The 23,826-nt window shown below is 65.5% G+C and carries 30 protein-coding genes; 11 read left to right on the top strand and 19 right to left on the bottom strand.

Annotation, left to right across the window (positions count from 1 at the left end; genetic code table 11):
- Positions 1-47 precede the first annotated feature (47 nt).
- The 4 genes from cysP to JQ639_RS16510 all read left to right on the top strand — a co-directional run bounded on the left by cysP (position 48) and on the right by JQ639_RS16510 (position 5,438).
- Positions 48-1,052 carry a thiosulfate ABC transporter substrate-binding protein CysP gene (gene cysP, locus JQ639_RS16495; protein ID WP_211966697.1) on the top strand — a complete coding sequence of 335 codons (1,005 nt, stop codon included), beginning with the start codon at positions 48-50 and terminating at the stop codon, positions 1,050-1,052.
- Positions 1,053-1,215: 163 nt separating this feature from the next.
- Positions 1,216-2,043, top strand: coding sequence for a sulfate ABC transporter permease subunit CysT (gene cysT, locus JQ639_RS16500; protein ID WP_211966696.1), 828 nt, complete (start codon positions 1,216-1,218; stop codon positions 2,041-2,043).
- Positions 2,043-2,921 (top strand): sulfate ABC transporter permease subunit CysW, encoded by an 879-nt coding sequence (gene cysW / locus JQ639_RS16505; protein ID WP_211966695.1) that lies wholly within the window; start codon positions 2,043-2,045, stop codon positions 2,919-2,921. Before cysT ends, cysW begins: the two co-directional genes overlap by 1 nt.
- A gap of 354 nt (positions 2,922-3,275) precedes the next feature.
- Positions 3,276-5,438, top strand: coding sequence for a malate synthase G (locus tag JQ639_RS16510; RefSeq protein WP_211966694.1), 2,163 nt, complete (start codon positions 3,276-3,278; stop codon positions 5,436-5,438).
- Positions 5,439-5,505: 67 nt separating this feature from the next.
- Here JQ639_RS16510 and JQ639_RS16515 read toward each other — a convergent pair whose 3' ends face one another.
- From JQ639_RS16515 to JQ639_RS16525, 3 genes are all read right to left on the bottom strand, one after another.
- Positions 5,506-5,664: a Thivi_2564 family membrane protein gene (locus JQ639_RS16515; protein ID WP_211966693.1), complete on the bottom strand. Its 159-nt coding sequence runs from the start codon at positions 5,662-5,664 to the stop codon at positions 5,506-5,508.
- Between the two features lie 199 nt (positions 5,665-5,863).
- Positions 5,864-6,499 carry a DUF2865 domain-containing protein gene (locus tag JQ639_RS16520; RefSeq protein ID WP_211966692.1) on the bottom strand — a complete coding sequence of 212 codons (636 nt, stop codon included), beginning with the start codon at positions 6,497-6,499 and terminating at the stop codon, positions 5,864-5,866.
- 34 nt (positions 6,500-6,533) lie between these two features.
- The gene (locus JQ639_RS16525; protein ID WP_211966691.1) at positions 6,534-7,301 is read right to left on the bottom strand and encodes a L,D-transpeptidase; all 768 of its coding nucleotides are present in this window, start codon (positions 7,299-7,301) and stop codon (positions 6,534-6,536) included.
- 224 nt (positions 7,302-7,525) lie between these two features.
- On the opposite strand from JQ639_RS16525, the gene JQ639_RS16530 reads away from it, so the two are divergent.
- The 4 genes from JQ639_RS16530 to JQ639_RS16545 all read left to right on the top strand — a co-directional run bounded on the left by JQ639_RS16530 (position 7,526) and on the right by JQ639_RS16545 (position 9,840).
- Positions 7,526-7,684, top strand: coding sequence for a DUF3309 family protein (locus tag JQ639_RS16530; RefSeq protein WP_211966690.1), 159 nt, complete (start codon positions 7,526-7,528; stop codon positions 7,682-7,684).
- Between the two features lie 4 nt (positions 7,685-7,688).
- Positions 7,689-8,816 (top strand): AI-2E family transporter, encoded by a 1,128-nt coding sequence (locus JQ639_RS16535; RefSeq protein WP_211966689.1) that lies wholly within the window; start codon positions 7,689-7,691, stop codon positions 8,814-8,816.
- Positions 8,817-8,889: 73 nt separating this feature from the next.
- Entirely contained in the window at positions 8,890-9,261 is a 372-nt protein-coding gene (locus JQ639_RS16540) for an ElaB/YgaM/YqjD family protein (RefSeq protein ID WP_211966688.1), read from the top strand.
- Positions 9,262-9,405: 144 nt separating this feature from the next.
- Positions 9,406-9,840 (top strand): hypothetical protein, encoded by a 435-nt coding sequence (locus JQ639_RS16545; RefSeq protein ID WP_211966687.1) that lies wholly within the window; start codon positions 9,406-9,408, stop codon positions 9,838-9,840.
- Between the two features lie 145 nt (positions 9,841-9,985).
- Here the strand turns inward: JQ639_RS16545 and JQ639_RS16550 are convergent, their stop codons facing one another.
- Positions 9,986-10,432: a hypothetical protein gene (locus JQ639_RS16550; protein ID WP_211966686.1), complete on the bottom strand. Its 447-nt coding sequence runs from the start codon at positions 10,430-10,432 to the stop codon at positions 9,986-9,988.
- A gap of 419 nt (positions 10,433-10,851) precedes the next feature.
- Positions 10,852-11,661 (bottom strand): response regulator, encoded by an 810-nt coding sequence (locus tag JQ639_RS16555; RefSeq protein WP_211966685.1) that lies wholly within the window; start codon positions 11,659-11,661, stop codon positions 10,852-10,854.
- 249 nt (positions 11,662-11,910) lie between these two features.
- On the opposite strand from JQ639_RS16555, the gene JQ639_RS16560 reads away from it, so the two are divergent.
- Positions 11,911-12,141, top strand: a complete 231-nt coding sequence (locus JQ639_RS16560; protein WP_211966684.1) for a NepR family anti-sigma factor — start codon at positions 11,911-11,913, stop codon at positions 12,139-12,141.
- Positions 12,141-12,683 carry a sigma-70 family RNA polymerase sigma factor gene (locus JQ639_RS16565; protein ID WP_211966683.1) on the top strand — a complete coding sequence of 181 codons (543 nt, stop codon included), beginning with the start codon at positions 12,141-12,143 and terminating at the stop codon, positions 12,681-12,683. Before JQ639_RS16560 ends, JQ639_RS16565 begins: the two co-directional genes overlap by 1 nt.
- 199 nt (positions 12,684-12,882) lie before the next feature.
- Here the strand turns inward: JQ639_RS16565 and JQ639_RS16570 are convergent, their stop codons facing one another.
- Positions 12,883-14,553 (bottom strand): CHASE domain-containing protein, encoded by a 1,671-nt coding sequence (locus JQ639_RS16570; RefSeq protein ID WP_211966682.1) that lies wholly within the window; start codon positions 14,551-14,553, stop codon positions 12,883-12,885.
- A gap of 4 nt (positions 14,554-14,557) precedes the next feature.
- A complete protein-coding gene (locus tag JQ639_RS16575; RefSeq protein WP_211966681.1) occupies positions 14,558-14,884 on the bottom strand; it encodes a hypothetical protein in 327 nt (108 codons plus the stop codon).
- Positions 14,885-14,903: 19 nt separating this feature from the next.
- On the opposite strand from JQ639_RS16575, the gene JQ639_RS16580 reads away from it, so the two are divergent.
- Positions 14,904-15,296: a response regulator gene (locus tag JQ639_RS16580; protein ID WP_211966680.1), complete on the top strand. Its 393-nt coding sequence runs from the start codon at positions 14,904-14,906 to the stop codon at positions 15,294-15,296.
- A gap of 291 nt (positions 15,297-15,587) precedes the next feature.
- Here JQ639_RS16580 and ureG read toward each other — a convergent pair whose 3' ends face one another.
- The 12 genes from ureG to urtD form a co-directional block, all read right to left on the bottom strand.
- Positions 15,588-16,205, bottom strand: a complete 618-nt coding sequence (gene ureG / locus JQ639_RS16585) for an urease accessory protein UreG (RefSeq protein WP_211966679.1) — start codon at positions 16,203-16,205, stop codon at positions 15,588-15,590.
- Positions 16,206-16,256: 51 nt separating this feature from the next.
- Positions 16,257-17,006: an urease accessory protein UreF gene (locus tag JQ639_RS16590; protein ID WP_349644715.1), complete on the bottom strand. Its 750-nt coding sequence runs from the start codon at positions 17,004-17,006 to the stop codon at positions 16,257-16,259.
- Positions 16,972-17,637: an urease accessory protein UreE gene (locus JQ639_RS16595; protein WP_211966678.1), complete on the bottom strand. Its 666-nt coding sequence runs from the start codon at positions 17,635-17,637 to the stop codon at positions 16,972-16,974. The genes JQ639_RS16590 and JQ639_RS16595 overlap by 35 nt, the downstream gene beginning before the upstream one ends.
- A gap of 7 nt (positions 17,638-17,644) precedes the next feature.
- Positions 17,645-17,944: a putative quinol monooxygenase gene (locus tag JQ639_RS16600; RefSeq protein ID WP_211966677.1), complete on the bottom strand. Its 300-nt coding sequence runs from the start codon at positions 17,942-17,944 to the stop codon at positions 17,645-17,647.
- Positions 17,945-17,959: 15 nt separating this feature from the next.
- Entirely contained in the window at positions 17,960-18,259 is a 300-nt protein-coding gene (locus tag JQ639_RS16605) for a putative quinol monooxygenase (RefSeq protein WP_211966676.1), read from the bottom strand.
- Positions 18,260-18,298: 39 nt separating this feature from the next.
- Positions 18,299-20,014, bottom strand: a complete 1,716-nt coding sequence (gene ureC, locus JQ639_RS16610) for an urease subunit alpha (RefSeq protein ID WP_211966675.1) — start codon at positions 20,012-20,014, stop codon at positions 18,299-18,301.
- 48 nt (positions 20,015-20,062) lie between these two features.
- Entirely contained in the window at positions 20,063-20,368 is a 306-nt protein-coding gene (locus tag JQ639_RS16615) for an urease subunit beta (protein WP_211966674.1), read from the bottom strand.
- 8 nt (positions 20,369-20,376) lie between these two features.
- On the bottom strand, positions 20,377-20,949 hold the full coding sequence (locus tag JQ639_RS16620; protein WP_211966673.1) for a HupE/UreJ family protein: 573 nt from the start codon (positions 20,947-20,949) through the stop codon (positions 20,377-20,379).
- Positions 20,950-20,989: 40 nt separating this feature from the next.
- On the bottom strand, positions 20,990-21,292 hold the full coding sequence (locus tag JQ639_RS16625; RefSeq protein ID WP_211966672.1) for an urease subunit gamma: 303 nt from the start codon (positions 21,290-21,292) through the stop codon (positions 20,990-20,992).
- A 90-nt stretch (positions 21,293-21,382) separates the two neighbouring features.
- Positions 21,383-22,219 (bottom strand): urease accessory protein UreD, encoded by an 837-nt coding sequence (locus JQ639_RS16630; protein WP_211966671.1) that lies wholly within the window; start codon positions 22,217-22,219, stop codon positions 21,383-21,385.
- Positions 22,220-22,266: 47 nt separating this feature from the next.
- Positions 22,267-22,986 carry an urea ABC transporter ATP-binding subunit UrtE gene (gene urtE / locus JQ639_RS16635; protein WP_211966670.1) on the bottom strand — a complete coding sequence of 240 codons (720 nt, stop codon included), beginning with the start codon at positions 22,984-22,986 and terminating at the stop codon, positions 22,267-22,269.
- Between the two features lie 76 nt (positions 22,987-23,062).
- Positions 23,063-23,824, bottom strand: coding sequence for an urea ABC transporter ATP-binding protein UrtD (urtD, locus tag JQ639_RS16640; protein WP_211966669.1), 762 nt, complete (start codon positions 23,822-23,824; stop codon positions 23,063-23,065).
- Positions 23,825-23,826: the final 2 nt, after the last annotated feature.

Below are 23,826 nucleotides of genomic sequence, written 5' to 3' on the forward strand. Positions count from 1 at the left end.
GGCGCCAGCGGCGCCCGCCCCGCGCGTAACCTCAAAGGAGAGCCGTCTTGCGTCGTATCCTCATCGCCTTCGCAGCCAGCCTCGGCCTGGTCTCGGCCGCCAGCGCCCAGACCCCGACCAGTCTGCTGAACGTGTCCTATGACATCTCGCGCGAGCTTTACGCCGATATCAATGTCGCGTTCATCAAGCAGTGGAAGGCGAAGACCGGTCAGGATATTACCATCAACCAGTCGCACAACGGCTCGTCGCGCCAGGCGCGCTCGATCCTCGAAGGGCTCGAAGCCGATGTCGTGACCTTCAACCAGGTCACCGACGTGCAGGTGCTCTACGACAAGGGCAAGCTGATCCCCGCGGACTGGCAGAAGCGCCTGCCCAACAACTCCTCGCCCTACTACTCGCTGCCGGCCTTCCTGGTGCGCGCGGGCAACCCCAAGCACATCAAGGACTGGGACGACCTGGTGAAGCCGGGCGTGCAGGTGATCTTCCCCAACCCGAAGACCTCCGGCAACGCGCGCTACACCTATCTTGCGGCTTACGCCTACGCCAAGAGCAAGTACGGCAGCGACGAGAAAGCGGACGACTTCGTCAAGAAGCTGTTCGCCAACGTCCCGGTGCTCGACACCGGTGGCCGCGCCGCGACCACGACCTTCGTCGAGCGCCAGACCGGAGACGTACTGATCACCTTCGAGGCCGAGACCAACGGCATCCGGGATCTCGCCGGCAAGGACAAGTACGAGGTGGTGGTGCCGTCGCAGAGCCTGCTCGCCGAATTCCCGGTCTCCGTGGTCGACAAGTATGCCGACAAGCACGGCACCCGCGCGCTGGCGACCGCCTATCTCGAATTCCTGTACTCGCAGGAAGGACAGACGATCCTCGCCAAGCAGTACAACCGCGTCAACGACAAGACCGTCGCGGCGCAATTCAAGGACCGGTTCCCGGACGTCAAGCTCATCACCGTCGAGGACGCGTTCGGCGGCTGGGACAAGGTCAACGCAGACCATCTCAATTCCGGCGCGAAGCTCGACCAGCTGTTCGCCGCCCGTCAGAACTGAATTCTTCCGTCATCGGATCGGAACCGGCTTTTCCGGGTGCGAGGCTGTTTTCGCGCCCGGAAAAACGTTCTATGACATCGACCGGACGATAATGTCCCGGCGATACCGTTCGCACGCGCCCCGCGTGCAATGGCCTGTTGGAATGTTCGGAAGGTAGTAAGACGTGCGACGCCGGGTCATCCCAGGGTTTGGACTGGCGCTGGGCACCACGGTGCTCTACCTCGGCGCCATCGTGCTGCTGCCGCTGTGCGCACTGCTGCTGAAAGCCTCCGGCATCGGCCCCTCACAACTGTGGACCATCGTGTCGTCGCCGCGCACCCTCGCGGCGATCCGTGTGACGCTGACCATGGCGCTCGCGGCCACCGTGTTCAATGCCATTTACGGCCTGCTGCTCGCCTGGGTGCTGGCGCGTTACGAATTCCCCGGCAAACGCATCCTCGATGCCCTTGTCGACGTTCCCTTCGCGCTGCCGACCGCGGTCGCCGGTCTCGCGCTGACCGCGCTGTTCGCCAAGAACGGCTGGTTCGGCGCCCCCCTCGCCGCCATCGGCATTCCCGTCGCCTACACCCCGCTGGGCATCGCCATCGCCATGGCCTTCACCAGCGTGCCGTTCGTGGTGCGGACGGTGCAGCCGGTCATCGAGGACCTCGGCTCTGAGGTCGAGGAGGCCGGCCGCTCGCTCGGCGCCAGCGACTTCCAGATCCTGCGCAAGATCATCTTTCCGTCGATCCTGCCGGCTTTCCTCGCCGGCTGCTCGCTGGCGTTCGCTCGCAGCCTTGGCGAATTCGGTGCCGTCATCTTCATCGCCGGCAACCAGCCGATGCGCACCGAGATCGTCGCCTTGCTGACCTTCATCCGCCTCGAGGAATACAACTACGAGGCCGCGGCGGCGATCGCCACGGTGATGTTGCTGATGGCCTTCTCCATGCTGATCGTGATCAACGCCGTGCAGTCGTGGCAACTGCGTTACATCGGTCGGGGTGAGGTGTGATGACGCAGTCGGCCGAAACGTCTCATGCCCGCGCCGCCTGGATTCGCACCCCGGTCGGCGGGGGTCCCGCGACACGCCGTATCGTGCTGGCCGTCACGTTCGTCCTCACCGCGTTCTTCCTGGTGGCGCCGCTGGCGCTGATCGTCAGCAGCGGCCTGTCCTCGGGCGTGGCGGTCTTCTGGCGTAACCTCACCGAGCCGGCGACGCTGCATGCGATCATGCTGACGCTGCTCACCGCACTCATCGTGGTGCCCGTCAACATCGCATTCGGCCTCGCCGCCGCCTGGACCGTGACCAAGTTCGAGTTTCCAGGTCGGACGCTGCTGATCGCGCTGATCGAGCTCCCCTATTCGGTATCGCCGATCGTCGCCGGCGTCGCCTACCTGTTCGTCTACGGCTCGCAGGGCCTGTTCGGCCCCCTGCTCGCCGAATACGACATCAAGATCATGTTTGCGCTGCCGGGCATTTTCCTCGCCAGCATGTTCGTGACCGCGCCGTTCGTGGCGCGTGAACTGATCCCGTTGATGCAGGTGCAAGGCACCGACGAGGAGGAAGCCGCGGTGACGCTCGGCGCCTCGGGCTTCGCGACGTTCTGGCGGGTGACACTGCCCAACGTCAAATGGGCGGTGATGTACGGCGCGATCCTGTGCAATGCCCGCGTGATGGGTGAATTCGGCGCCGTCTCGGTGGTCTCTGGCAACATCCGCGGCCAGACCACGACGCTGCCGCTGCAGATCGAACTGCTCTACCAGGACTACAACGTGGTCGGCGCCTTCACCGCCGCGACCGTGCTGACCGCCGTTGCCCTGCTGACCATCCTGATCAAGGTGGCGCTGGAGCGCGCCAGCGGTGTTTCGCACAGCGGATCAGGGCACTGAAGCGCGTGCGCCGTGACGGGATCGCAAACGCGCTCCCGCTTCTGTTTTGGCGCGTTGTCGTGATGCGAACCGGCTCCTGCGACGCGTGAAAGCGCGTCGGCGGCGCAAGCCCCCCTATGGGAGGGGGAGCAACCCCCTTCTCTTTTCCCTGTCTTTGGCGCTACAACGCCCTTTCAGGGCGTTCGCACCTGCAAACAAAATACCCGTCCTTGACCGGGCCCGCTGCCTGCAGCAGGCGCGGAAACTATTGATTTATATTCACTTTCTGCGGAAGCTGGCGTCGACCAGCCTGCCGGAGGCCCCCAAGAACCCCGGGCGGATGCCCCGCCCATCATCCTCGTGAGAACATTTGAGATGACACGCATCGAAGCCAGTGGACTGAAGGTCGCCACCGTCCTTGCCGACTTCATCGCCAAGGAAGCCGCGCCGAAAACCGGCATCACGCCGGACAGCTTCTGGGCCGGGCTCGCTGCGATCGTCCGCGACCTCGCGCCGCGCACCAGGGAACTGCTGGCGCTGCGCGACAGCCTGCAGGCCAAAATCGACGACTGGCATCGCGCCCACAAGGGCAAGCCGATCGATGCCGCCGCCTACACCGCGTTCCTCAAGGAGATCGGCTACCTGCTGCCGGAGCCGGCGACGCACAAGGTCACCACCGCCAATGTCGATGCCGAGATTGGCCAGATCTGCGGCCCGCAGCTGGTGGTGCCGCTGACCAACGCGCGCTACTCGCTCAATGCCGCGAATGCGCGCTGGGGCAGCCTCTATGATGCATTCTACGGCACCGACGCGATCCCGCATGATCCGAGCGAAGCCGGCAAGGGCTACAACAAGGCGCGCGGCGCCAAGGTCATCGCCAAGGCCAAGGCCTTCCTCGATCAGGCCGCGCCGCTCGCGAGCGGCAGCCACGGCGACGCCGTCGCCTACAGCGTCGACAAGGGTGCACTGGCCGTCAAGCTTGCCAACGGCAGCCACACCGCGCTGAAGAACGCCGCCCAGTTCGCCGGCTACCGCGGCGACGCCGCGACGCCGACCGCGATCCTGCTGATCAACAACGGCCTGCATGCGGAGATCACCATCGACCGCGCCAACACCATCGGCAAGGACGATCCGGCCGGCGTCGCCGACGTCGTGCTGGAATCGGCTGTCAGCACCATTCTCGACATGGAAGACAGCGTCGCGGCGGTGGACGCCGACGACAAGGTGCTGGTCTATCGCAACACGCTCGGCCTGATGAACGGCACCCTGTCCGCCGATTTCGAGAAGGGCGGCAAGACGCTGAAGCGCACGCTGAACGCAGATCGCGTCTACACCGCGCCGGACGGCAAGGAACTGCGCCTGCACGGCCGCAGCCTGCTGCTGATGCGCAACGTCGGCCACCATATGTACACCGATGCAGTCCTCGACAGCACCGGCGCCGAGATTCCGGAAGGCTTCCTCGACGCCGCGGTCGCCGGCCTGATCGCCATGCACGACCTCAAGGGCCTTTCCCCGACACGCAACAGCCGCACCGGCTCGGTCTACATCGTCAAGCCGAAGATGCACGGCCCTGACGAAGTGGCGCTGACCTGCGAGTTGTTCGGCCGCGTCGAGCAGCTGCTCGGTCTCCCGAAGAACACGCTCAAGGTCGGCATCATGGACGAGGAGCGCCGCACCACGGTGAACCTCAAGGCCTGCATCCAGGCCGCGTCCGAGCGTGTCGTGTTCATCAACACCGGCTTCCTCGATCGTACCGGCGACGAGATCCATACCTCCATGGAAGCCGGCCCGATGATCCGCAAGAACGACATGAAGGCGCAGCCCTGGATCAAGGCCTATGAGGACTGGAACGTCGACAACGGCCTGATCGATGGCCTGCCCGGCCATGCCCAGATCGGCAAGGGTATGTGGGCAGCGCCCGACAAGATGGCCGACATGCTGGCCCAGAAGATCGCCCATCCGCAGGCCGGCGCCACCACCGCGTGGGTGCCGTCGCCGACCGCGGCAACGCTGCACGCCCTGCACTATCACCAGGTCGACGTCCAGAAGCGCCAGCAGGAGATCGGCCAGAGCGTGCCGCGCGCCAGGCTCTCCGACATCCTCACCATCCCGGTGTCGCAGTCGAACTGGGCGCCCGATGACGTCAAGCAGGAGATCGACAACAACTGCCAGGGCATCCTTGGCTATGTCGTGCGCTGGATCGACCAGGGCGTCGGCTGCTCCAAGGTGCCGGACATCCACGATGTCGGCCTGATGGAAGACCGCGCCACGCTGCGCATCTCCAGCCAGCATCTCGCCAACTGGCTGCACCAGGGCGTCGTCAGCGAAGAGCAGGTGATGGAAGCGCTGAAGCGCATGGCGGTGGTCGTCGATCGCCAGAACGCCGGCGATGCCGAGTACAAGCCGATGGCACCGGCGTTCGACGGCGTCGCCTTCAAGGCGGCCTGCGACCTCGTGTTCAAGGGCCGCGAGCAGCCGAACGGCTACACCGAGTTCATTCTGCACGCCCGCCGCCGCGAGGCCAAGGCCGCCGGCTGAGCCGCCGCAGCTCCAACAGGAAAAAGCCCCGGCCAATGGCCGGGGCTTTTTTTGTGGACGGCGCGGCTCAGTACATCAGGGGCCGCAGCAGGCTGAGCACGCCGACGATGATCACGACAATCCGGATGATCTGTTTGGCACGGCCGTCGATCGGCAACATGTTGACGAGATAGAGAATGAGAATGACGACGACAAACGTCACCAGTGCGCTGATCAGCAACGACATGCAAAAGCCTCCGGAAAATGGACAAGCAAGGCAAAACCTGCGTGCCGGATCAACGCTTGGCTGCGCCTCGGGTTCCCGCCGCGGAACATGAGAGATGCAACGTCTCTTCCGCGTGGCGCATCACAAGCCGCGCGCCCGCAGCCCACAGGCGAAAGCACACGGCCAAAGGCTTTTCGGGGATCGCCGGACAGCGAACCCGCTACTCCCGCGCCACCACCGGCAAACGATCGAACTTCGCGCGGACCGATGCCGGTACCGGCGTGAAGTTGACCGCCGTGCGCTTGTCGGCACGGCCACTGGCGACGACGAGGCCGTTCGCCCCCGCGACGATATCGCCTTTGCGCAGCGTGGCGTCGTCCTCGATCCGGACACGCGCGAGACCAAACGTGTCCTTGCCGTTGCAGGTGCAGCCGGCGACGATCTCCTTGCGGTAGCGGAAGGCGTTCGGCAGGTCGGCGTAGCTCTTGCCGCCCTCGGCTGTCGCGTCGTCGATCGAACCGCCGTAATATACCCTGGTCTCGCTGGTCGGACACAGGCTGTTGCAGGCGGCTGCCCGGCTCTCGCCCTGCGCCGGCGGCACCGGAAAGTAGCGGCCATCGCAGGTCCGCACGCAATAGGCCGTCGCGCGATCGCCGCCACCGGTGCTCGCACGCGGCGCCGGCCGCTCATCGTCGAACAGATTGACGAACGGAATCGCACGCTGCGGTTGGGGCGGCGCGAAACCGCCGAACAGCGCCGAGAAGAAATCCTGCGCGTGCCCCGCTGTCGACGCGCCGGCGACCGCGAGCCCAAGCAGCAAAGCGGTCGTCAGCCGGTAGCGCGATCCCTGCATCATTGCTGATCATCCCCACGGGCAGTGGCCCGCTCCCTTAGTACAAGCCGGCCGCCGTCTGGTTCACAGCCGTCTGGTTCACAGCCTGGCGCTGCAGCGTCGGTCGAACGGACGAAGCGGCGGGCCGCTGCGTTGCGACCCGCGGTGCGCCGCTCTTGGGCAGCACCACGACCTTGGTGCCCACCGACACGCGGCTGAACAGATCCGCGACATCGTCATTGGTCAGACGGATGCAGCCGCTGGAGACGAACTTGCCGATGGTCGAGGGATCGTTGGTGCCATGGATGCGATACTCGCTCGATCCCAGATACATCGCGCGTGCGCCAAGTGGATTGCCGGGGCCGCCGGCCATGAAGCGCGGCAGATAGGGCTGGCGGGCAATCATCTCCGATGGTGGATACCAGTCGGGCCATTCCGCCTTGCGCGAGATGCTCTGCGTTCCCGACCACGTGAAGCCCTGGCGGCCGACACCGACGCCATAGCGGATCGCCTGTCCGTTGCCGAGCACATAGTACAGCACGGTATTGGCGGTATCGATCACCACCGTCCCCGGCGCCTCGTGCGTCGCGTAGCTGACAACCTGCCGGCGCAGACGCTCGGGCAGAATGTTCGCATCGGGCTGGCTGCTATCCGACATCGCCGGGGACTGCAGGCCCGGCGCAGGGTCCGACAGCGACGGATCGCTGGCATACCCGAGCGCCTGGGCATGCGCGCCGGACGCGCCGGCGATGAAAACGGCCGTCACCGCAACCAATGCGCGGCGTGCGCACACGAGATGTCGGCTCATCGAATGAGAATGTGTCATGTCCCTGCCCTCTGGTCCGGGTGACGCGACCCGCACAGACAACGCAGCAGCGCCATCCCGGTTCCCCCCGCGCTTGCGGCGAAAGCGAGACGTCAAGCCGGCTCCGGCGTCACGACTTCGCGAGGGGGAACCATCGGCATCGACGCACCGTTGATGTGCCGAGAGCCGGCACCCGAACCTCATCCATGGCGGTCCGGCCAATCCTTCCCTCGCGAGACCCCACCATGCCGCTCGGTACCCTGCTCATCATCGTGCTCATCGTCGTCCTGCTCGGCGTTTCGCCACGCTGGGGATACAGCCGGTCGTGGGGATATGGCCCCACGGGGATCGTCGGCACCGTTCTGGTGATCGTGCTGATCCTGCTGCTGCTCGGACGGATCTGACGCAATGGACGCCGCACGCCCGGGTGCAAGCCGTGTGCTCCCTGAGAACCGATCGCCGCGCAACAGAGCGGTGCAGTCGGATGAAGGTCCGGCGCCGTCGCCACGGGCGCGGCGCGCCGACGCCATCGTGCTCTGCCTGGCCGGCCTTCTGATCATCGCGATCGTCGCCGTCCTCTACCTCACCCGCACCCTGCTGATGCCGATCGTGACCGCGTTCGTCATCGGTACCATGCTGTCTGCCGGCGCGGGATTCCTCGCCCGCTTTCGCGTCCCGCGCGCGCTCTCGGCGCTGCTCATGATCGGCATCAGCGGCGCCGCCGTCGCCACCATCGTCGCACTGATCTCGGCGCCACTGCTGGAATGGGGCACCCGCCTGCCGGAGCTGGGGCATCAGTTCCGGGAGAAGCTGCATGTCTTCGATCGTCCCCTGGCGCTATGGCATCGCCTGCAGGAGCTGTTCGGCATCGATCCCGCGAGCGCCGCGTTGCCGCTGCCCAGGATCGAATGGGTTCAGCCCACCCTCGAATTCCTGTCGCCGACATTCACAGAGCTGCTGCTGTTCTTCGTCACGCTGATCCTGTTCGTGGCGAGCTGGCCCGACCTGCGCCGCTCGCTGATCATGACATTCCCGACCCGCCAGGATCGGCTGCGCGTGCTGCGCATCCTCAACGCCATCGAACAGCATCTCGGCAGCTATCTGCTGACGGTGACGCTGATCAACTTCGGCATCGGCATCGCCACCGGACTGATCGGCGCCCTCACCGGACTGCCCAATCCGGCCGGGCTCGGCGCGCTGGCAGCAACGTTGAACTACATCCCCCTGATCGGGCCGGCGGTGATGTTCATCATCCTGCTCGCCGTCGGCGTCGTCACCGCATCCACCCTCGGGCTCGGACTGCTGCCGCCGCTGCTGTTCGCAGCCGTCTCGTTCGTGGAGGGACATTTCGTGACACCGATGATCATCGGCCGGCGGCTGTCGCTCAACGCGCTGGCGGTGTTCGTTGCATTCGCGTTCTGGACGTGGCTCTGGGGGCCGATGGGAGCCTTCCTCTCTTCGCCACTGCTGATCGTCGCGCTGATCGTCAAGGAGCACCTCGCCCCCAGCCGGGAGCCGCAACTTCCGCCCGGATAAGGGTTTTCCACGGAACCGGAGACGCCTTCGCAGCGTTGGTGCACGAACTCATGCCCCCGCAAGGAGCAGAATGATGGCAAGCGAAGAAGGTGAAGACGTGATGAAGGATCTGTCCGACAAGGCGAACTACGACCGGCTTCAGAAGGATGTAGAGTCCGTGAAGAGCGATATCTCCAACCTCGCGAACCAGATCAGCGAAGCGTTGAATGGTCTCGCCGGCACCGCCCAGAAGCAGGCGCGGCGCGGCTTGAAGCAAGCGAAATCGAGCATCGATGGCGTGATGTCCGATGTCTCCAAGCAAGGCAGCGCCGCCTTCGACGCGGCCCAGCAGGCGGCATCGACCCTCGAAGACACCCTCGAGGAGGCCGTCACCCAGCGGCCGCTGGCGGCGGTCGGCCTCGCCCTCGGTCTCGGCTTTCTGATCGGCGTCACCTGGCGGCGCTGACGCGAAGCTGGCGCGGCATAGGCGCGGCGACAGTCGCCGCGCCGCCGCAAGCCCGGCCGCCGTTTCGCGCGCGCGGCGGCACGCCCCTCCCATTTTCACCATCTCATTTGCAAGACTGCGCCGCAGTCAAACCGGGTATGCCCCATGATTCAGAATCTGATCGAGGACCTCAAGGACAGCACGGGCCATGCCCTGCGCCTCACCTCGCTCATTATCGCGGCCGGCGTCTGCCTGTTCATCACGGTCGCGTTCCTGTGCGCCGCTGCATTCGTGGTCGCGCTGCAGCACTACGGACTCGTCGCCGCCTGTCTGGCGGGCGCCGCGGTATTCTTCGTGCCAACGGTGATTGCCCTCGGTTGCTACCTCTACCGGAAGCGCCAAGCGCGCAAGCCGGTCCAGGCGGCAAAATCCGCCTTCGCCTCGGCCATGAGCGACCCGATGGTGCTGGCCGCGGGGCTGCAGATCCTGCGCACTGTCGGCGTCAAACGCCTGCTCCCGCTGCTGGCCATCGGCGGCGTGGCCTTCGGCCTGATGACGCAGCGGAAATCCACTCAAGGGGACGAGGACGACGACGAGTGAAACGATGACGAGTGACTGCCAGATGCGGCAGGCACGCACACCCGCGCCGGGCGTATGTCACTTGAAAACAAGTCCCTGAACATGAAACGAGCGCCCATCAGGGCGCTCTGTTCGTTTTGCATCGGCGAGCGTTATTCGCCGTCCGTCAGGTGATACAGCGACCCGGCTCGAGCTGCCTGGCGACCTCGGTGAGAACGCTCACCACCGGTTCGCACGCCACGGTGGTCTTGCGCCGCACCATCGTCTTGCCGACGTCACGGCTCGTGGTCCGCGCCACCTCTGTCGGCGCCGCCTGACGAAGACGGCTCGCGTCCGCACTCGGCAGCCGCATCGCAACCGACATGTTGGTCAGGCCGGGGAGTTGGAACGACAGTGTCGCGGTATCCATGGGGGCCGGCAGCGCGACCGCGCGATCGGACTTCGCCGACCGGTTGACGGCCGAGGCGATCGACAGGCTATCGGTCTGCCACAGACGTGCATCGCCGCGAATGGCCCGTGCCAGTCCGTTGTCGGATGCCATGCCGAACTGCACGCCACCGAGCGCCAGTGACGCCGCAATCAACCCCAATGCACATTTCGAAATACGGGACATGATACGCCTCGACGCTGCTGCCCTGTCGCAAACAATTTTTTCATTCCAATTTTCTGAGATGCCCTGACAACGGCGCTACTGGCCGACTGGTTCCCGGTCATGGGAGATGCCGTGTCAAAAATTTCCGGCGTCGCGGAGGAACGATCTGGCGCGTGCCGCGTCATCTCTGCAGCCGGCTATTCCCCCTGCCCCTAACTAGCCGGCGAGTGCGGGGCGCTGCCGTGGTGATGCCGGCGGCGTCCCGCTTCCTTTTTTGGTCCAGCCAGCGCGCATTTGGTTCAAGCCGAGGTCTCCCGGCCGGCGCTCACGACGCTGTTCCACACGCCCGATCCTGCAAGCGGCCTCCCGAACGCCACGGGCCCCGGCAATGCCGGGGCCCGTTCGTCTTGTCGCGCGCGGTGCGTGATCGACCGGACAGATCAGGATGCCGCAGCTTTCGCGGTCCGGTTGCGTGAGTTGCGCTGGAAGAAAAGCGCCTGGCTTGCCACGGCCGAGACCATGGCCGGCTGGAACGGCTTGGAGATCAGGAATGCCGGCTCGGGCCGCTCGCCGGTCAGGAAGCGTTCGGGATAGGCGGTGATGAACACCACCGGCACCTCGAACACCCGCAGCAATTCGTTGACCGCATCCAGACCCGAGCTGCCATCCGCCAGCTGGATATCCGCGAGAATCAGGCCCGGCCGGTGGCTCTTGGCGAGCGCGATCGCATCCGCATGGGTGCGCGCCACGCCGATGACGTTGTGGCCGAGATTCTTGACCAGGCTTTCGAGATCCATCGCGATGAAGGTCTCGTCCTCGATGATCAGAACATCAGTCGCGATCTCCGCGGCAAGCTCGCGCCCTGCCGCGTCCGCGAACTGGCGTACCTCGCCGACACTGGTATCGAGAATGAACCCCACCTCGTCTTCGGAGAAGCCCTCCAGCGACAGCAGCAGGAAGGCCTGGCGCGGCAGCGGCGTGATGTTCGACAACCGTCGTTCCGGCGGCACCGACGGTGCGATAGTGGCATCGGTGTCGTCGTTGATCGCGACCGAATTCCAGATCTGTGTGAACAGACGGAACAGGCCGACGCGCGGACCGTTGGATTCATCGAGCAGGGCAGGATCCTGCAGCAATGCCTCAAGCATCGCGGCGACATAGGCATCGCCCGAAGCCTGGTTTCCGGTCAGAGCGCGGGCGTAGCGGCGCAGCAACGGCAAATGTTCGGCAACAATCTGGGAACGAGACATCCCCCCTCCATCGATTTCATGCACTCAAGCGCAGAACCCCCGGACCTAACCCCGGGTTCCCACCTGCAGGGATTACGCATCAACCCGACAAAAGTTCCAACATTCTCGGAACCAGTCCGGAACTTTCTCGCTGCTGTCGCATTACGCTTTGACGACGACGCCGGGAAGCGTCGCCACCCGCGGCCAGCCGCCATGAAAATCCCTTTCTTTCGAGGAACTTAAGCCCTTGGGGATGTTACGGAACAGGTCATGAAAGAATTAAAACCGCAATCGGCCAAGGCCCCAGCAAGAGGCGGCCTGAACACAGAGATCCAGTCACGGATCGGGCATCAGCTCAGAGCAATGTACGATGAGGTCGTCCGGCAGGGCGTCCCGGATCGATTTGCGGAGCTGATCCGGAAACTCGATACCGCCGAGGCCCAGCCTCAACCCCAGGCGGTTGCCGGAGACTTGGTGGCCAAAACCGACAGGAGGGACTAATGCCCCTCACCAATCAGCTTCGTGACGACATGCTCGCCTGCGTGCCGAGCCTGCGCGCCTTCGCCATGTCCCTTTCCGGCAACAGCGACCGCGCCGATGACCTCGTGCAGGAGACGTTGCTGCGCGCGCTCGCGAACATCGACTCGTTCCAGCCGGGCTCAAACATGCCCGCATGGCTGTTCACAATCCTGCGCAACCTGTTCCGCTCGGACTACCGCAAACGGCGGCGCGAGGTCGAGGACGCCGACGGCAACTACGCCAAGACGCTGAAGTCGCAGCCGGGCCAGAGCCAGCATCTGGAGTTCGAGGAATTCCGCGCCGCGCTCGAAAAGCTTCCGCAGGACCAGAAGGAAGCTCTCATCCTGGTCGGCGCCTCCGGCTTTTCCTACGAGGATGCAGCGGCCATCTGCGGCTGCGCGGTCGGCACCATCAAGAGCCGGGTCAATCGTGCCCGCTCCAAGCTGAGCAACCTGCTCTACGTGGAAGGAACCGACGATTTCGGTCCCGACAACACGGTCCGGGCAGTGATCGGCAGCCGGTAAGATCCGGATCTCCACGAAAATCTCGCAACGAGGAAGACGGCCACCGCGCGGTGGCCGTCTTGCTGGCTGAGGACGCCTCGTCTCTCCGGCGGACGGCGCACCGAATATACTTGGGACACAGCTCGCCGACGGCAGCGCGTTGCGGCTTTTGGCAGCGCCCTGCACGCCCGACGATCAAGGCCATGGGGTCGCGAGGACTTTACTTTCGCTTGCCGGCGGTAATCGGCGCCGCGAGGCGATCGGTGCGATCAAGTTCAGCCTGGTCGACCACCGTCTCCATCGGTGCGGTCAGCTCATAGACATAGCTGACATCGGTAAAATAGCGCTTTGACGCTCCGCCAAGAGCCTCGGGCGCGACGCGGTCGAGCAGGATGACGCCGAAATCGCTGTCCGGTCGGCGCGTGGCGGCGCTGGTATTGAACTCCTCCCAGCGGAAGTCGAAGATCGCGTCCCTTCCCTCGCCCATCACGTGCCATTGGGCCGAGATGTTCGGATGCTTGCCGACCAGCGACAGCCCCTCGTCGGCGTGCGACGCCAGCTCGAAAAACAGCAACGACAGACTCTGCGCCGCGCGCGGACTCACCACGATGTCCGGCCCGCTGATTGCGATGCGCTCCGCATGGGGTATCGCCCGCGATTCCAGCAAGCCGCGCAGCTTGACGCCCTGCCACTGGCTGTCGCTGAGCAGCGACACCACGTTGGACATGGCGTGGATACGCCCGATCAGCAGGTCACGCGCGCTGTCGACATCCGTGCCGTGGCGCAGCGTGCGGGTGATGATCGACTGGATCACCGCCAGGATGTTCTTCACCCGATGGTTGAGTTCGCCGATAACGGCGGTCAGACGGTTCTCGAAACCGATGCGGACCTCGATCTCCCGGCTCAGACGGACGTTGTTGTAGACGACATAGCCGAACAACCCGCAGATGATGCTGGTCAGCGCGACGCCGATAATGGCCACGATCGCCGCAAGCTCCTGCGCCCGCGCCTCGACATTGTTGCGGGCATAGTAGCCCAGCGTCCAGTCCTTGCCGCCGAACGAGACGTTGCGCAGCATCAGCTGGCTGGATGGATCGTGGCGAACCGGCACGGCCACCACCGTTCCCTGCCCTTGCCCATCGGCCTTCAGCTCCTGGCCAGGATCACGCGGATCGCGCAGCACCAGATCGAACGGGCTGCTCTCCTCGTTGGCGAGCATCAGCGGCGCGAGACGATAGGAGAAGGTGATGAAGCCGCTCACCGCATTGGTGCCTTCCTGGGTAACGGCGGCGACCAGGACGACCCCGACGGGACCGTTGGTGCGCATCAGCACCAGCGGATCGGAGCATAGCGGCTTGCCCTCCGCCGCGGCGCGCGCGAGCAGCGGACCGAGCACCGGATGCACATCGAAGGAGCGCCCGGGAAAGCCGAGGGTTTCCTCGTTGCGAGGCTCGACATCCATCAGCACGTCGATCGGCTGGGTCACGGAGGCGATATTGAGAACCTGATCTTCCGCGTCGCGAATGCGGGGCCGGGCGAAGCCAGCCGCGGCAAGCTGCTTTTCAGCACCCGCGAGCCCCGCCGGCGGAATGCGCGCGACCCAGCTCGCCACCAGAAAGTCCGTCTTGAAGGCGTAGATCGACGAGCGCAGGGGCTCCAGCACGTTGCCCTGCAGCAGGGCGGGGCGGCGCAGCAGGCCGACAATGATTCGGGTCAGCAATTCGCGCTCGCTGAGACGGTCCTGCACGAGGCGCGCATGGATGTCGACGGCTCGCTCCAGCGCGGCGCTGTCGAGCGAAATCTCCTGGTGATAGACGCGATAAGACACGAGCCCGGAGATCGTGACCCCGATCAGCGCAATCAAACCGATGAGAAATCCAAGACGAAACACTGCTCTACCCGGGCCAATCGAGCCGGATCAAAGCAAAACCCTCGGAGTGAGGCAACCTGCCGCGGAAACCATGATCCTTCATCGACAAACAGCAACAACACGCCTGAAGCGATTGCGCGCCATCGGCAATCCTGGTCGGCAGGCAAGCGACATCAAAGCGCATGATGCATCTTTGTTCCATACCCGATGCGATTTTTTTCCGGGTGAGCCCGGTGAAAGGCTGGTGGTTCTGCCGGTCGCAGCCATGCCACCGCCCCTTTTCCGATCGAAATTGCCATGACAATGCCGCGATGCCCTGCGGCGGACATTCGACATTGCAGAGGTTCTTCATGGCTCGAAAGTACTCGCTCGTGAAACATCTGCTGCCGACCGGCCTGCGCGTCCTCGCCGTGGAGGACGAAACGCTGATCGCCCTCGATCTCCAGGAGATGCTGCAGGGATCGGGTGCCGGCGACGTCATCCTGGCGCGCAGCCTCGACGATGTGGAGCGCGCACTGGCGTCGGAGGGGGATATCGACGTTGCCATCATCAATCTCAATCCGGGCGCCGAGGCGGCGGCCGATCTGCAAGCCGCCCAGGCCGTGCGGGCGCGCGGCATCCCGTTCCTGTTCGCCTCCGGGAGCCAAGACCGGGAGGTCGCGAGCGACTTTTCCGATGCAGTGTTTGTCGGCAAGCCTTACACCCGTGAAATCATCGTTACGGCCGTCATGGATACGCTGGGTCGTGCCCGCGCGCCGGCCTGACCGGCACCCGTAGACCCCGACGGCGATCCATATGAAGCCTGGTGGTCAAGGAAAACGCCTGGAGGACAGCGCGTCGGAAATAGCGGGGCCGGCGGACCGGCCAAGCTGGCAATCAGGCCGCAGCCAGCGCCAGCCCGAAGACCATCATCGCGATTCCGGTGAGCGTCAGGCCCAGAAAGGCGCTGCTATAATAGTCCCGGTCGATCTTGTGTATCTTGCTCATGACGACACAACGACAGGCCTGCGGTAACGTTCCGCGGAAACCCCGCGGGAACGCGTGACCGCCGCGTCTCAGCGTCGCAGGCCTCCCTTGGTCTCGATGAAACCGACAATGCGGTCCAGCCCCTGGCTCTGCTTCAGGTTGGTCATCACGAACGGCCGTTCGCCCCGCATGCGGCGTGCGTCGACGTCCATCTTCTCCAGCGATGCCCCGACATGGGGCGCGAGATCGATCTTGTTGATCACCAGGAGATCCGACCGGGTGATGCCCGGGCCGCCTTTCGACGGGATCTTGTCACCCGCCGCGACGTCGATGACATAGATGGTGAGGTCGGCGAGCTCCGGCGAGAACGTCGCCGCCAGATTGTCCCCGCCCGACTCGATAAGCACCAGATCGAGGCCAGGAAACTTCGCCCTCATGTCCGCGACCGCGGCGAGATTCATCGAGGCATCCTCGCGGATCGCGGTATGCGGGCAGCCGCCCGTCTCCACGCCCGCGATGCGGTCGGGCGTCAACGAGCCGGCGCGCACCAGGTATTCGGCATCCCATTTGGTGTAGATATCGTTGGTGATGGCCGCGATATCGTAGCGCTCGCGCATTGACTTGCAGAGCAGGTCCATCAGCGCGGTCTTTCCCGATCCGACCGGGCCGCCGATGCCGACACGAAGGGGACCGTTGAACGAAGGCATGTCAGTGTCCTGTTGACAGAGGAAAGACGAGAAGGCCGTGACCCAGCCGGCTCATGAGCGAAACAACCGGGTGTACTGGGTCTCATGCCGCAGGCTGGCGATGTCCGCCCGAAAGGTGGCGCTGCCGATATCATCCAGCGCTGCGTCGAACGCCCGCGCCCCCGTGGCGGCAACCACCGGTTCGAGCGCGGCAAGCGCACGCTGGCTGTCGGTTTGGCCGAGCGGAACGAGGCGCGCCGCGGCGGAGATCCAGTTCGCGGTCAGCGCGTGCAGGAAGGCGTGAAGGGTCGGCCGCAGCGGCACACGATGCGCCGCACTGACCATGCCGACGGCGACGGGATAGACCAGCGGCGCCGTCCAGCCCGCAAGCAGTTCGACCAGTGGATCACACGACCATGCCGTCCGCGCGATCTCGATGAAAGCCCGCCCCTGCGTCGTGGTCTCCAGTTGCCGTTCCCGCGACGGCACGAAGGCCGCGGCAAGCTCGGCCACCTCGGCAAGGCCCGCCTGGTCCGCCACGAGACTGTGTCGATGGGCATGGGCGACGAACACGGCGTCGCAGAAGCCGGCGCCGTCGGTCAGCATCGCCGCCAGCCAGTCCTGCAGGGCGGCGACATTGCCGATGTCGCCGGCCTCGACAGCCCACTCCAGCCCGCTGGAATAGGAGAAGGCGCCGACCGGAAACGACGGCGACAGCCAGGTCATCAGCCGGTACAGCGCGCCATGCGCGTCCGCGCCCATACCGTCGGCGCGGCGCGCATCGCCCTCAGTCGGAGTGGCCATGAGCATGGCGATGGTCATGGCTATGATCGTGGCCATCGTGGTCGTGGTGATGGCCGCCATCGTGGTGGTCATGGCCGTGTTGACCGTGGTCATGATGATCGTGGTCGTGGTGGCCGTGATCGTGGTGGCCATGGTTCTGATGGCCGTGCGCGCGATGGTCATGGCCGTGGTGATGGCCATGATCGCTGTGGTCATGATCATGGCTGGCCACGCCGTGCCCGCCCGAATAAGCACCGCCCTCGGGATCGAAGGGGGCCTCGATCTCGAGGGTGCGCGCGCCGAGACCGCGCACCATCTCCTCGATGACATGATCCTTGCGAATGCGCAGGCCGCGGGCGACGATCTGCGTCGGCAGATGACGATTGCCGAGATGCCAGGCGATCCGCACGAGGTGCTGCGGATCGCTGCCGCGGATCTCGATCAGCGGCTCCGCCGCAGCGACCACTTCGACCAGCCGGCCGTCCTCGAGGACAAGGCCGTCACCACTGCGCAGCGCCACGGCCTCCTCGAGATCGAGCAGGAAATCGAGCCCGCGCGTGCCGCTCATCGCCATGCGACGGCGATGGCGGTCGTCGAAATCCAGCACCACGGTATCGGCGGGCTGCGCCGTCCAGTGACCGGGGGGCAGAACATTGACTGCACGGATCATGCTCATCTCACAAAGTCTCGACCTTGCCGTCGCTGATGATTTCGATGATCGTCGGCGCGGCCTTGAAGTCGGCGGACAGCTTGCGCCAGATCTTCATGTGGTCGGATCGCGCATGGGCGTTGAGCGCATCGCGATTCTCCCAGCGCTCCACGAACACGAAGCGGTTCGGATCATGGATGCTGGTGTGGCTCTCATAGGCGATGCAGCCGGTCTCCTGGCGCGTCGCGGCGATACAGTCCCTGGCGCCGGCGATATAGGCGTCGCGATGCTCGGGCTTCACGTCGGTGGTGGCGATGACAAAAATCATGACAGGGCTCCGGCGTCAGCGAACGTCGACCTTGGCGGGGGTAATGACCTCGATGCGCGGCGGCGCAGTCACGCCTCCGGCGACAACCCGGCCGAAGACGCGCATGTGCTCGCTCTTGCCATGCGGTCCGAGCGCATCGGCACTCTCCCATTGCTCGACGAACACGAGCCTGGACGGGTCCGTCACGCTCTCATGCATGTCGTAGGCGATGCAGCCGGCCTCTTTCCGCGTGGCGGCAATACACGCCTTGGCAGCGGCGATGACCTCGGCACGCGCTTCCGGCTTCACGGTCAATGTGGCGACGACATAGATCACAGGGCATCCTCCCGGCTGTTGTTGTATCGGCCGGGCACACTAAAACATGAAGTAGCGCTGCGCCATGGGCAGCACTTCCGCCGGGGCGCATGTCAGCAATTCGCCGTCGGCGCGGACCTCGTAGGTTTCCGGATCGACTTCGATATTCGGCGTCGCGTCGTTGTGGATCATGCTTTTCTTGGAAATACGGCCACGGGTGTTCTGCACCGCATAGAGTTCCTTGGCGATGCCGAGTTTCTTGCCAAGGCCCGCGGCGACCGCGGCCTTCGACGTGAACACCACGGACGACGCCGTGCGCGCCCGCCCGAAGGCGCCGAACATCGGCTGGTAGTGCACCGGCTGCGGCGTCGGAATCGAGGCATTGGGATCGCCCATCGGCGCGGCGACGATCATGCCGCCCTTGATGACACAGTCCGGCTTGACGCCGAAGAACGCCGGCGACCAAAGGACGAGATCGGCGAGCTTGCCCTTTTCCACCGAACCGATCAGCTTCGATACGCCGTGGGCGATCGCCGGATTGATGGTGTACTTGGCGATGTAACGGCGCACGCGGAAGTTGTCGCTGTCCTTGCCCTTGTCCTGCGGCAGCGCGCCGCGCTGTTTCTTCATCTTGTCGGCGGTCTGCCAGGTGCGGATGATCACCTCGCCGAGGCGGCCCATCGCCTGACTGTCCGACGACATCATCGACAGCGCGCCGAGATCGTGAAGGATGTCTTCCGCTGCGATCGTTTCCTTGCGGATGCGGCTCTCGGCGAAGGCGAGATCCTCGGCGATCGACGGGTCGAGATGGTGGCACACCATCAGCATGTCCAGATGCTCGTCGATGGTGTTGCGGGTGAACGGCCGCGTCGGATTGGTCGACGACGGCAGCACGTTCTTGAGGCCCGCCACCTTGATGATGTCCGGCGCGTGGCCGCCGCCGGCACCTTCGGTATGGAAGGCGTGAATGGTGCGGCCCTTGAACGCCTTGATGGTGTCCTCGACGAAGCCCGACTCGTTGAGCGTGTCGGTGTGGATCATCACCTGGATGTCGTGATCGTCAGCCACCGACAGGCAGGTGTCGATCGCCGCCGGCGTCGTACCCCAGTCCTCGTGCAGTTTGAGCGCGCAGGCGCCGGCCTTGATCATCTCGACAAGGGCCGCGGGACGCGAGGCGTTGCCCTTGCCGGAGATGCCGAGATTGACCGGGAACGCATCGAACGACTGGATCATCCGCCCGATGTGCCAGGGGCCGGGCGTGCAGGTCGTCGCAAAGGTGCCGTGCGACGGGCCGGTGCCGCCGCCGAGCATCGAGGTGACGCCGGACATCAGCGCATGCTCGATCTGCTGCGGGCAAATGAAATGGATGTGGCTGTCGAAGCCGCCGGCGGTGAGGATCTTGCCTTCGCCGGCGATGACGTCGGTGCCGGGCCCGACGACGATGGTGACACCCGGCTGGATATCCGGATTGCCGGCCTTGCCGATGGCGCTGATGTGGCCGTCCTTGATGGCGACGTCGGCCTTGACGATGCCCCAGTGGTCGACGATCAGGGCATTGGTGATCACGGTGTCGGCCGCCCCCTGGCGGCTGGTCACCTGGCTCTGGCCCATGCCGTCGCGGATCACCTTGCCGCCGCCGAATTTCACCTCCTCGCCATAAACGGTGAAATCCTTCTCGACCTCGATGATCAGGTCGGTGTCCGCGAGCCGCACACGGTCGCCGGTGGTCGGCCCGAACATGTCGGCATAGACCGAACGGGAAATCCTGGTCGCCATCACTGCACTCCAGCCGGCTCTGCGGCCATTGTCATCGGTTCACGAAGTCTACAGCTTGCCCATCACGTCGCCGCGGAAGCCGTAGATCGTGCGCTTGCCGGCAAGCGCCACCAGCCTCACCTCGCGGCTCTGGCCCGGCTCGAACCGCACCGCGGTGCCGGCTGCGATATCAAGGCGCATGCCGCGCGCCTTCTTGCGATCGAACGCCAGCGCCGGATTGGTCTCGAAGAAATGGTAGTGCGAGCCGACCTGGATCGGCCGGTCGCCGGTGTTGGCAACGGTCAGCGTCACGGTCTTGCGACCGGCATTGAGCTCGATGTCGCCGTCCTTGATGAAGAATTCGCCGGGGATCATGACACGCCTCAGATCAGGCCGGAGACAAGGCCGAGGCCAACGGCGACGCAGGCCGCTCCGGCGACCCGCACCAGCGGCCGCGCGCGGGCGGACGTGAGCGTCAGGGCAAGGCCGATGCCGACCGCGTGGAGCGCGGCCGTGGTCGCGGCAAAGCCCAGCAGATAGGTCACGCCGCTTGCCGCCTCAGGCGCCTCGGCGCCATGGGCGTAGCCGTGAAACAGCGCGAACACGCCGACCAGCGCGGCCCCGGCCGCTACCGGCAGTTCGATGGCCAGCGCCACCATCAGACCCAGCACCACCACCGACGCGAGGATGCCCGGCTCCACGAGCGGCAGCGCCACATGCGCCATGCCGAGCGCCCCGCCAGCGAGCATGACGGCGACAAAGGTCGCCGGCCACAGCCACAGCGCCCGGCCACCGGCCAGCGCCGCCCACAAGCCTACCGCGATCATCACCGCGATATGGTCGAGGCCGGAGACCGGATGCTGCAGGCCGGCCACGAGTCCGGCCGCGTCGTGCCCCGGATGGGCCAGCGCCGCGGTTGGCAGCAGCACCGCAATGAGCGCGAGCAGTCTGATCATGGTCGCCTCCAAACGTTTCGTCTGCACGATGGATGATGTTCTAGCGGATCGGCGCATGCACGGTGACGAGCTTGGTGCCGTCCGGAAAGGTCGCCTCGACCTGGATGTCATGGATCATCTCGGGGATGCCGGTCATCACCTGATCGCGGGTCAGCACCTCGGCGCCGGCCTTCATCAGTTCGGCCACGGTACGACCGTCGCGCGCGCCTTCCAGAATGAAATCGGAAATGATCGCCACCGCTTCGGGATGGTTGAGCTTGACGCCGCGCTCGAGGCGCCGCCGCGCCACCATCGCCGCCATGGAAATCAGCAGCTTGTCCTTCTCGCGAGGGGAGAGATTCATGAATGGTCCGCTCTGTCCCAGATCATTTGCTTATGTCGTCGCTTGGTCACGTCATCACATCCGGCCATGTCGTCACGCTCCGCATGGTCGCTACTGCAGCCAGAGCCGCGGCAGCGCCGATGGACTGGCGCGCTCCAGCACCGTCATCATGTCGGCACGCAACCGGGCGGCATCTTGTGCACAGAAGCGCGCCATTGCAAAGCCGTTCCAGGCCGACACGCCGACCTCGCCGCCGAAGCGCCCGGCGGCCTCGCGGATACGTTCGACCAGCGCCTCGTCACCGGGAACGATCAGCGCCGTGCCGATCGCCGCCCCACCGTTCGCGACCGCCGGCCGGGCGAGCCTGGCGGCGATGTCGCCGTCGAGACGCACCGTCTCCGCGAACGCCAGCCGGCCATCCCGGCGCAAGCGCCAGCGGTCGGAGAATGCGCCCTGCTCCACCCGCTCCCCCATGGCGGTGCGGCCGAACACGACGATCTCGCACAGCAGCAGCGAGCCACCCTCCGCGATCTCGAGATCGATGCGACGCGTGACCCGCGCCCGGTCGAACAGAATGGTCTCCTGGGGCAGCCAGGCGAGGTGCGCGCCGGACGCGACCCGCAACGCGATATCAAGCCGCGCATCGGCGCCTGGGGAGCGGTAGATCTTCTCCGCCGCCGCCGTGGTCACCGTCAGGCGGGCCGACGCGCCGACATCGATGCGGATATCGAAGCGGTCGCCGCCGGCGACCCCGCCCGCCGTATTGACGAACACGGCCGACAGGCCAGCGTCTTCCGGGGCCGGAAACCGCACCCGCAGCGAGCCCTCCTCGTGCAGCGCGCCGCGCCGCGTCACGCCGTCGCTCGCCCTGACGTCGAACGCCACCGCGCCGACCGCGCGGTTGGCGGCAAAGGTCTCGGCCGTGGTCGCCGAGGGGTCGCCGTGCATGCTTCACTCCGCCGTGGGATGCCGTCCGTGCAGGCTGCGCCGATTGCTCAGATCGCCATCGCCCGGCTGAGGGCGTCGGGATCGAGGCTGGCCCGGTCGCAGCGGAACGTCACCGTTCCACGGTCCATCACGGCGAAATGGTCGCCGAGTTCGCAGGCAAAGTCGAGATATTGTTCCACCAGCACGATGGCGATGTTGCCGAGGCTGCGCAGATAGGAAATCGCACGCCCGATATCCTTGATGATCGACGGCTGGATACCCTCGGTCGGCTCGTCGAGCAGCAGCAGGCGCGGCCGCATCACCAGCGCCCGGCCGATGGCGAGCTGCTGCTGCTGGCCGCCGGAAAGGTCGCCGCCGCGGCGCCCCAGCATCGAGCGCAGCACCGGAAACAGCGAGAACACATCGTCCGGGATGTTGCGCTGGTCGCGCGACAGCGGCGCATAGCCGGTCCGCAGGTTCTCCTCGACCGTCAGCAACGGGAAGATCTCCCGCCCCTGAGGCACGAAGCCGATGCCCTTGCGGGCCCGCTCATAGGGCTTCAGGCCCGTGATGTCCGCGCCGTCGAACGCGATGCTGCCGCCGGCGATCGGCTGCTGGCCGACCAGCGCCCGCAGCAGGCTGGTCTTGCCGACGCCGTTGCGGCCGAGCACGCAGGTGACCTGGCCCGGCACCGCCGTGACCGACACACCGCGCAGCGCCTGCGCCGCGCCGTAGAACAGGCTGATGTCCTTGACGTCGAGCGCTCCCGAGCTGACTTCGCCACTCACTTCACACCACCTTCCTGCATGCCGACGGCCACAAGGGCCCACCGCCTGCCACACCGCCTCGCGCCATCCGCCATCGTCAGCGCCCCAGATACACTTCGATGACCCGCTCGTTGGACGACACCTGGTCGATCGAACCTTCCGCCAGAACCGAGCCTTCGTGCAGACAGGTGACGCGGACGCCGAGCGCGCGCACGAACGTCATGTCGTGCTCGACCACCACCACGGTCTTGTCGCGGTTGATCTCCTTGAGCAGTTCCGCGGTCTGATGGGTTTCGACGTCAGTCATGCCGGCCACCGGCTCGTCCACCAGCAGCAGCTTGGGGTCCTGCGCCAGCAGCATGCCGATTTCCAGCCACTGCTTCTGGCCGTGGGACAGGCTGCCGGCAAGGCGCGTGCGCGCGTCCGTCAGCTTGATGGTCTCGAGCACGCGGTCGATGCGCTCGGCCTCGCCGGGCGCCTGACGCCAGAACAGCGTGCTGCGCACCCGGTGATCGGTGTTGAGCGCCAGCAGCAGGTTGTCCTCGACGGTGTGGCTTTCGAACACCGTCGGCTTCTGAAACTTGCGGCCGATGCCGAGCTCGGCGATCTCGGTCTCGTCGAGCCGCGTCAGGTCGACGGTGCCGTCGAACAGCACGTCGCCCTCGTCGGGCCTCGTCTTGCCGGTGATGATGTCCATCATCGTGGTCTTGCCGGCGCCGTTGGGGCCGATGATCGCCCGCATTTCGCCGGGCGCGATGGTCAGCGACAGGTTGTTGATCGCATGGAAGCCGTCGAACGAGACGTGGACGCCGTCGAGATAGAGAAGGGCCGACGTGGCGCGGCTATCGGGCACGATCATGA

Source organism: Bradyrhizobium sp. U87765 SZCCT0048, from assembly GCF_018131225.1.
Classification (GTDB): domain Bacteria; phylum Pseudomonadota; class Alphaproteobacteria; order Rhizobiales; family Xanthobacteraceae; genus Bradyrhizobium_A.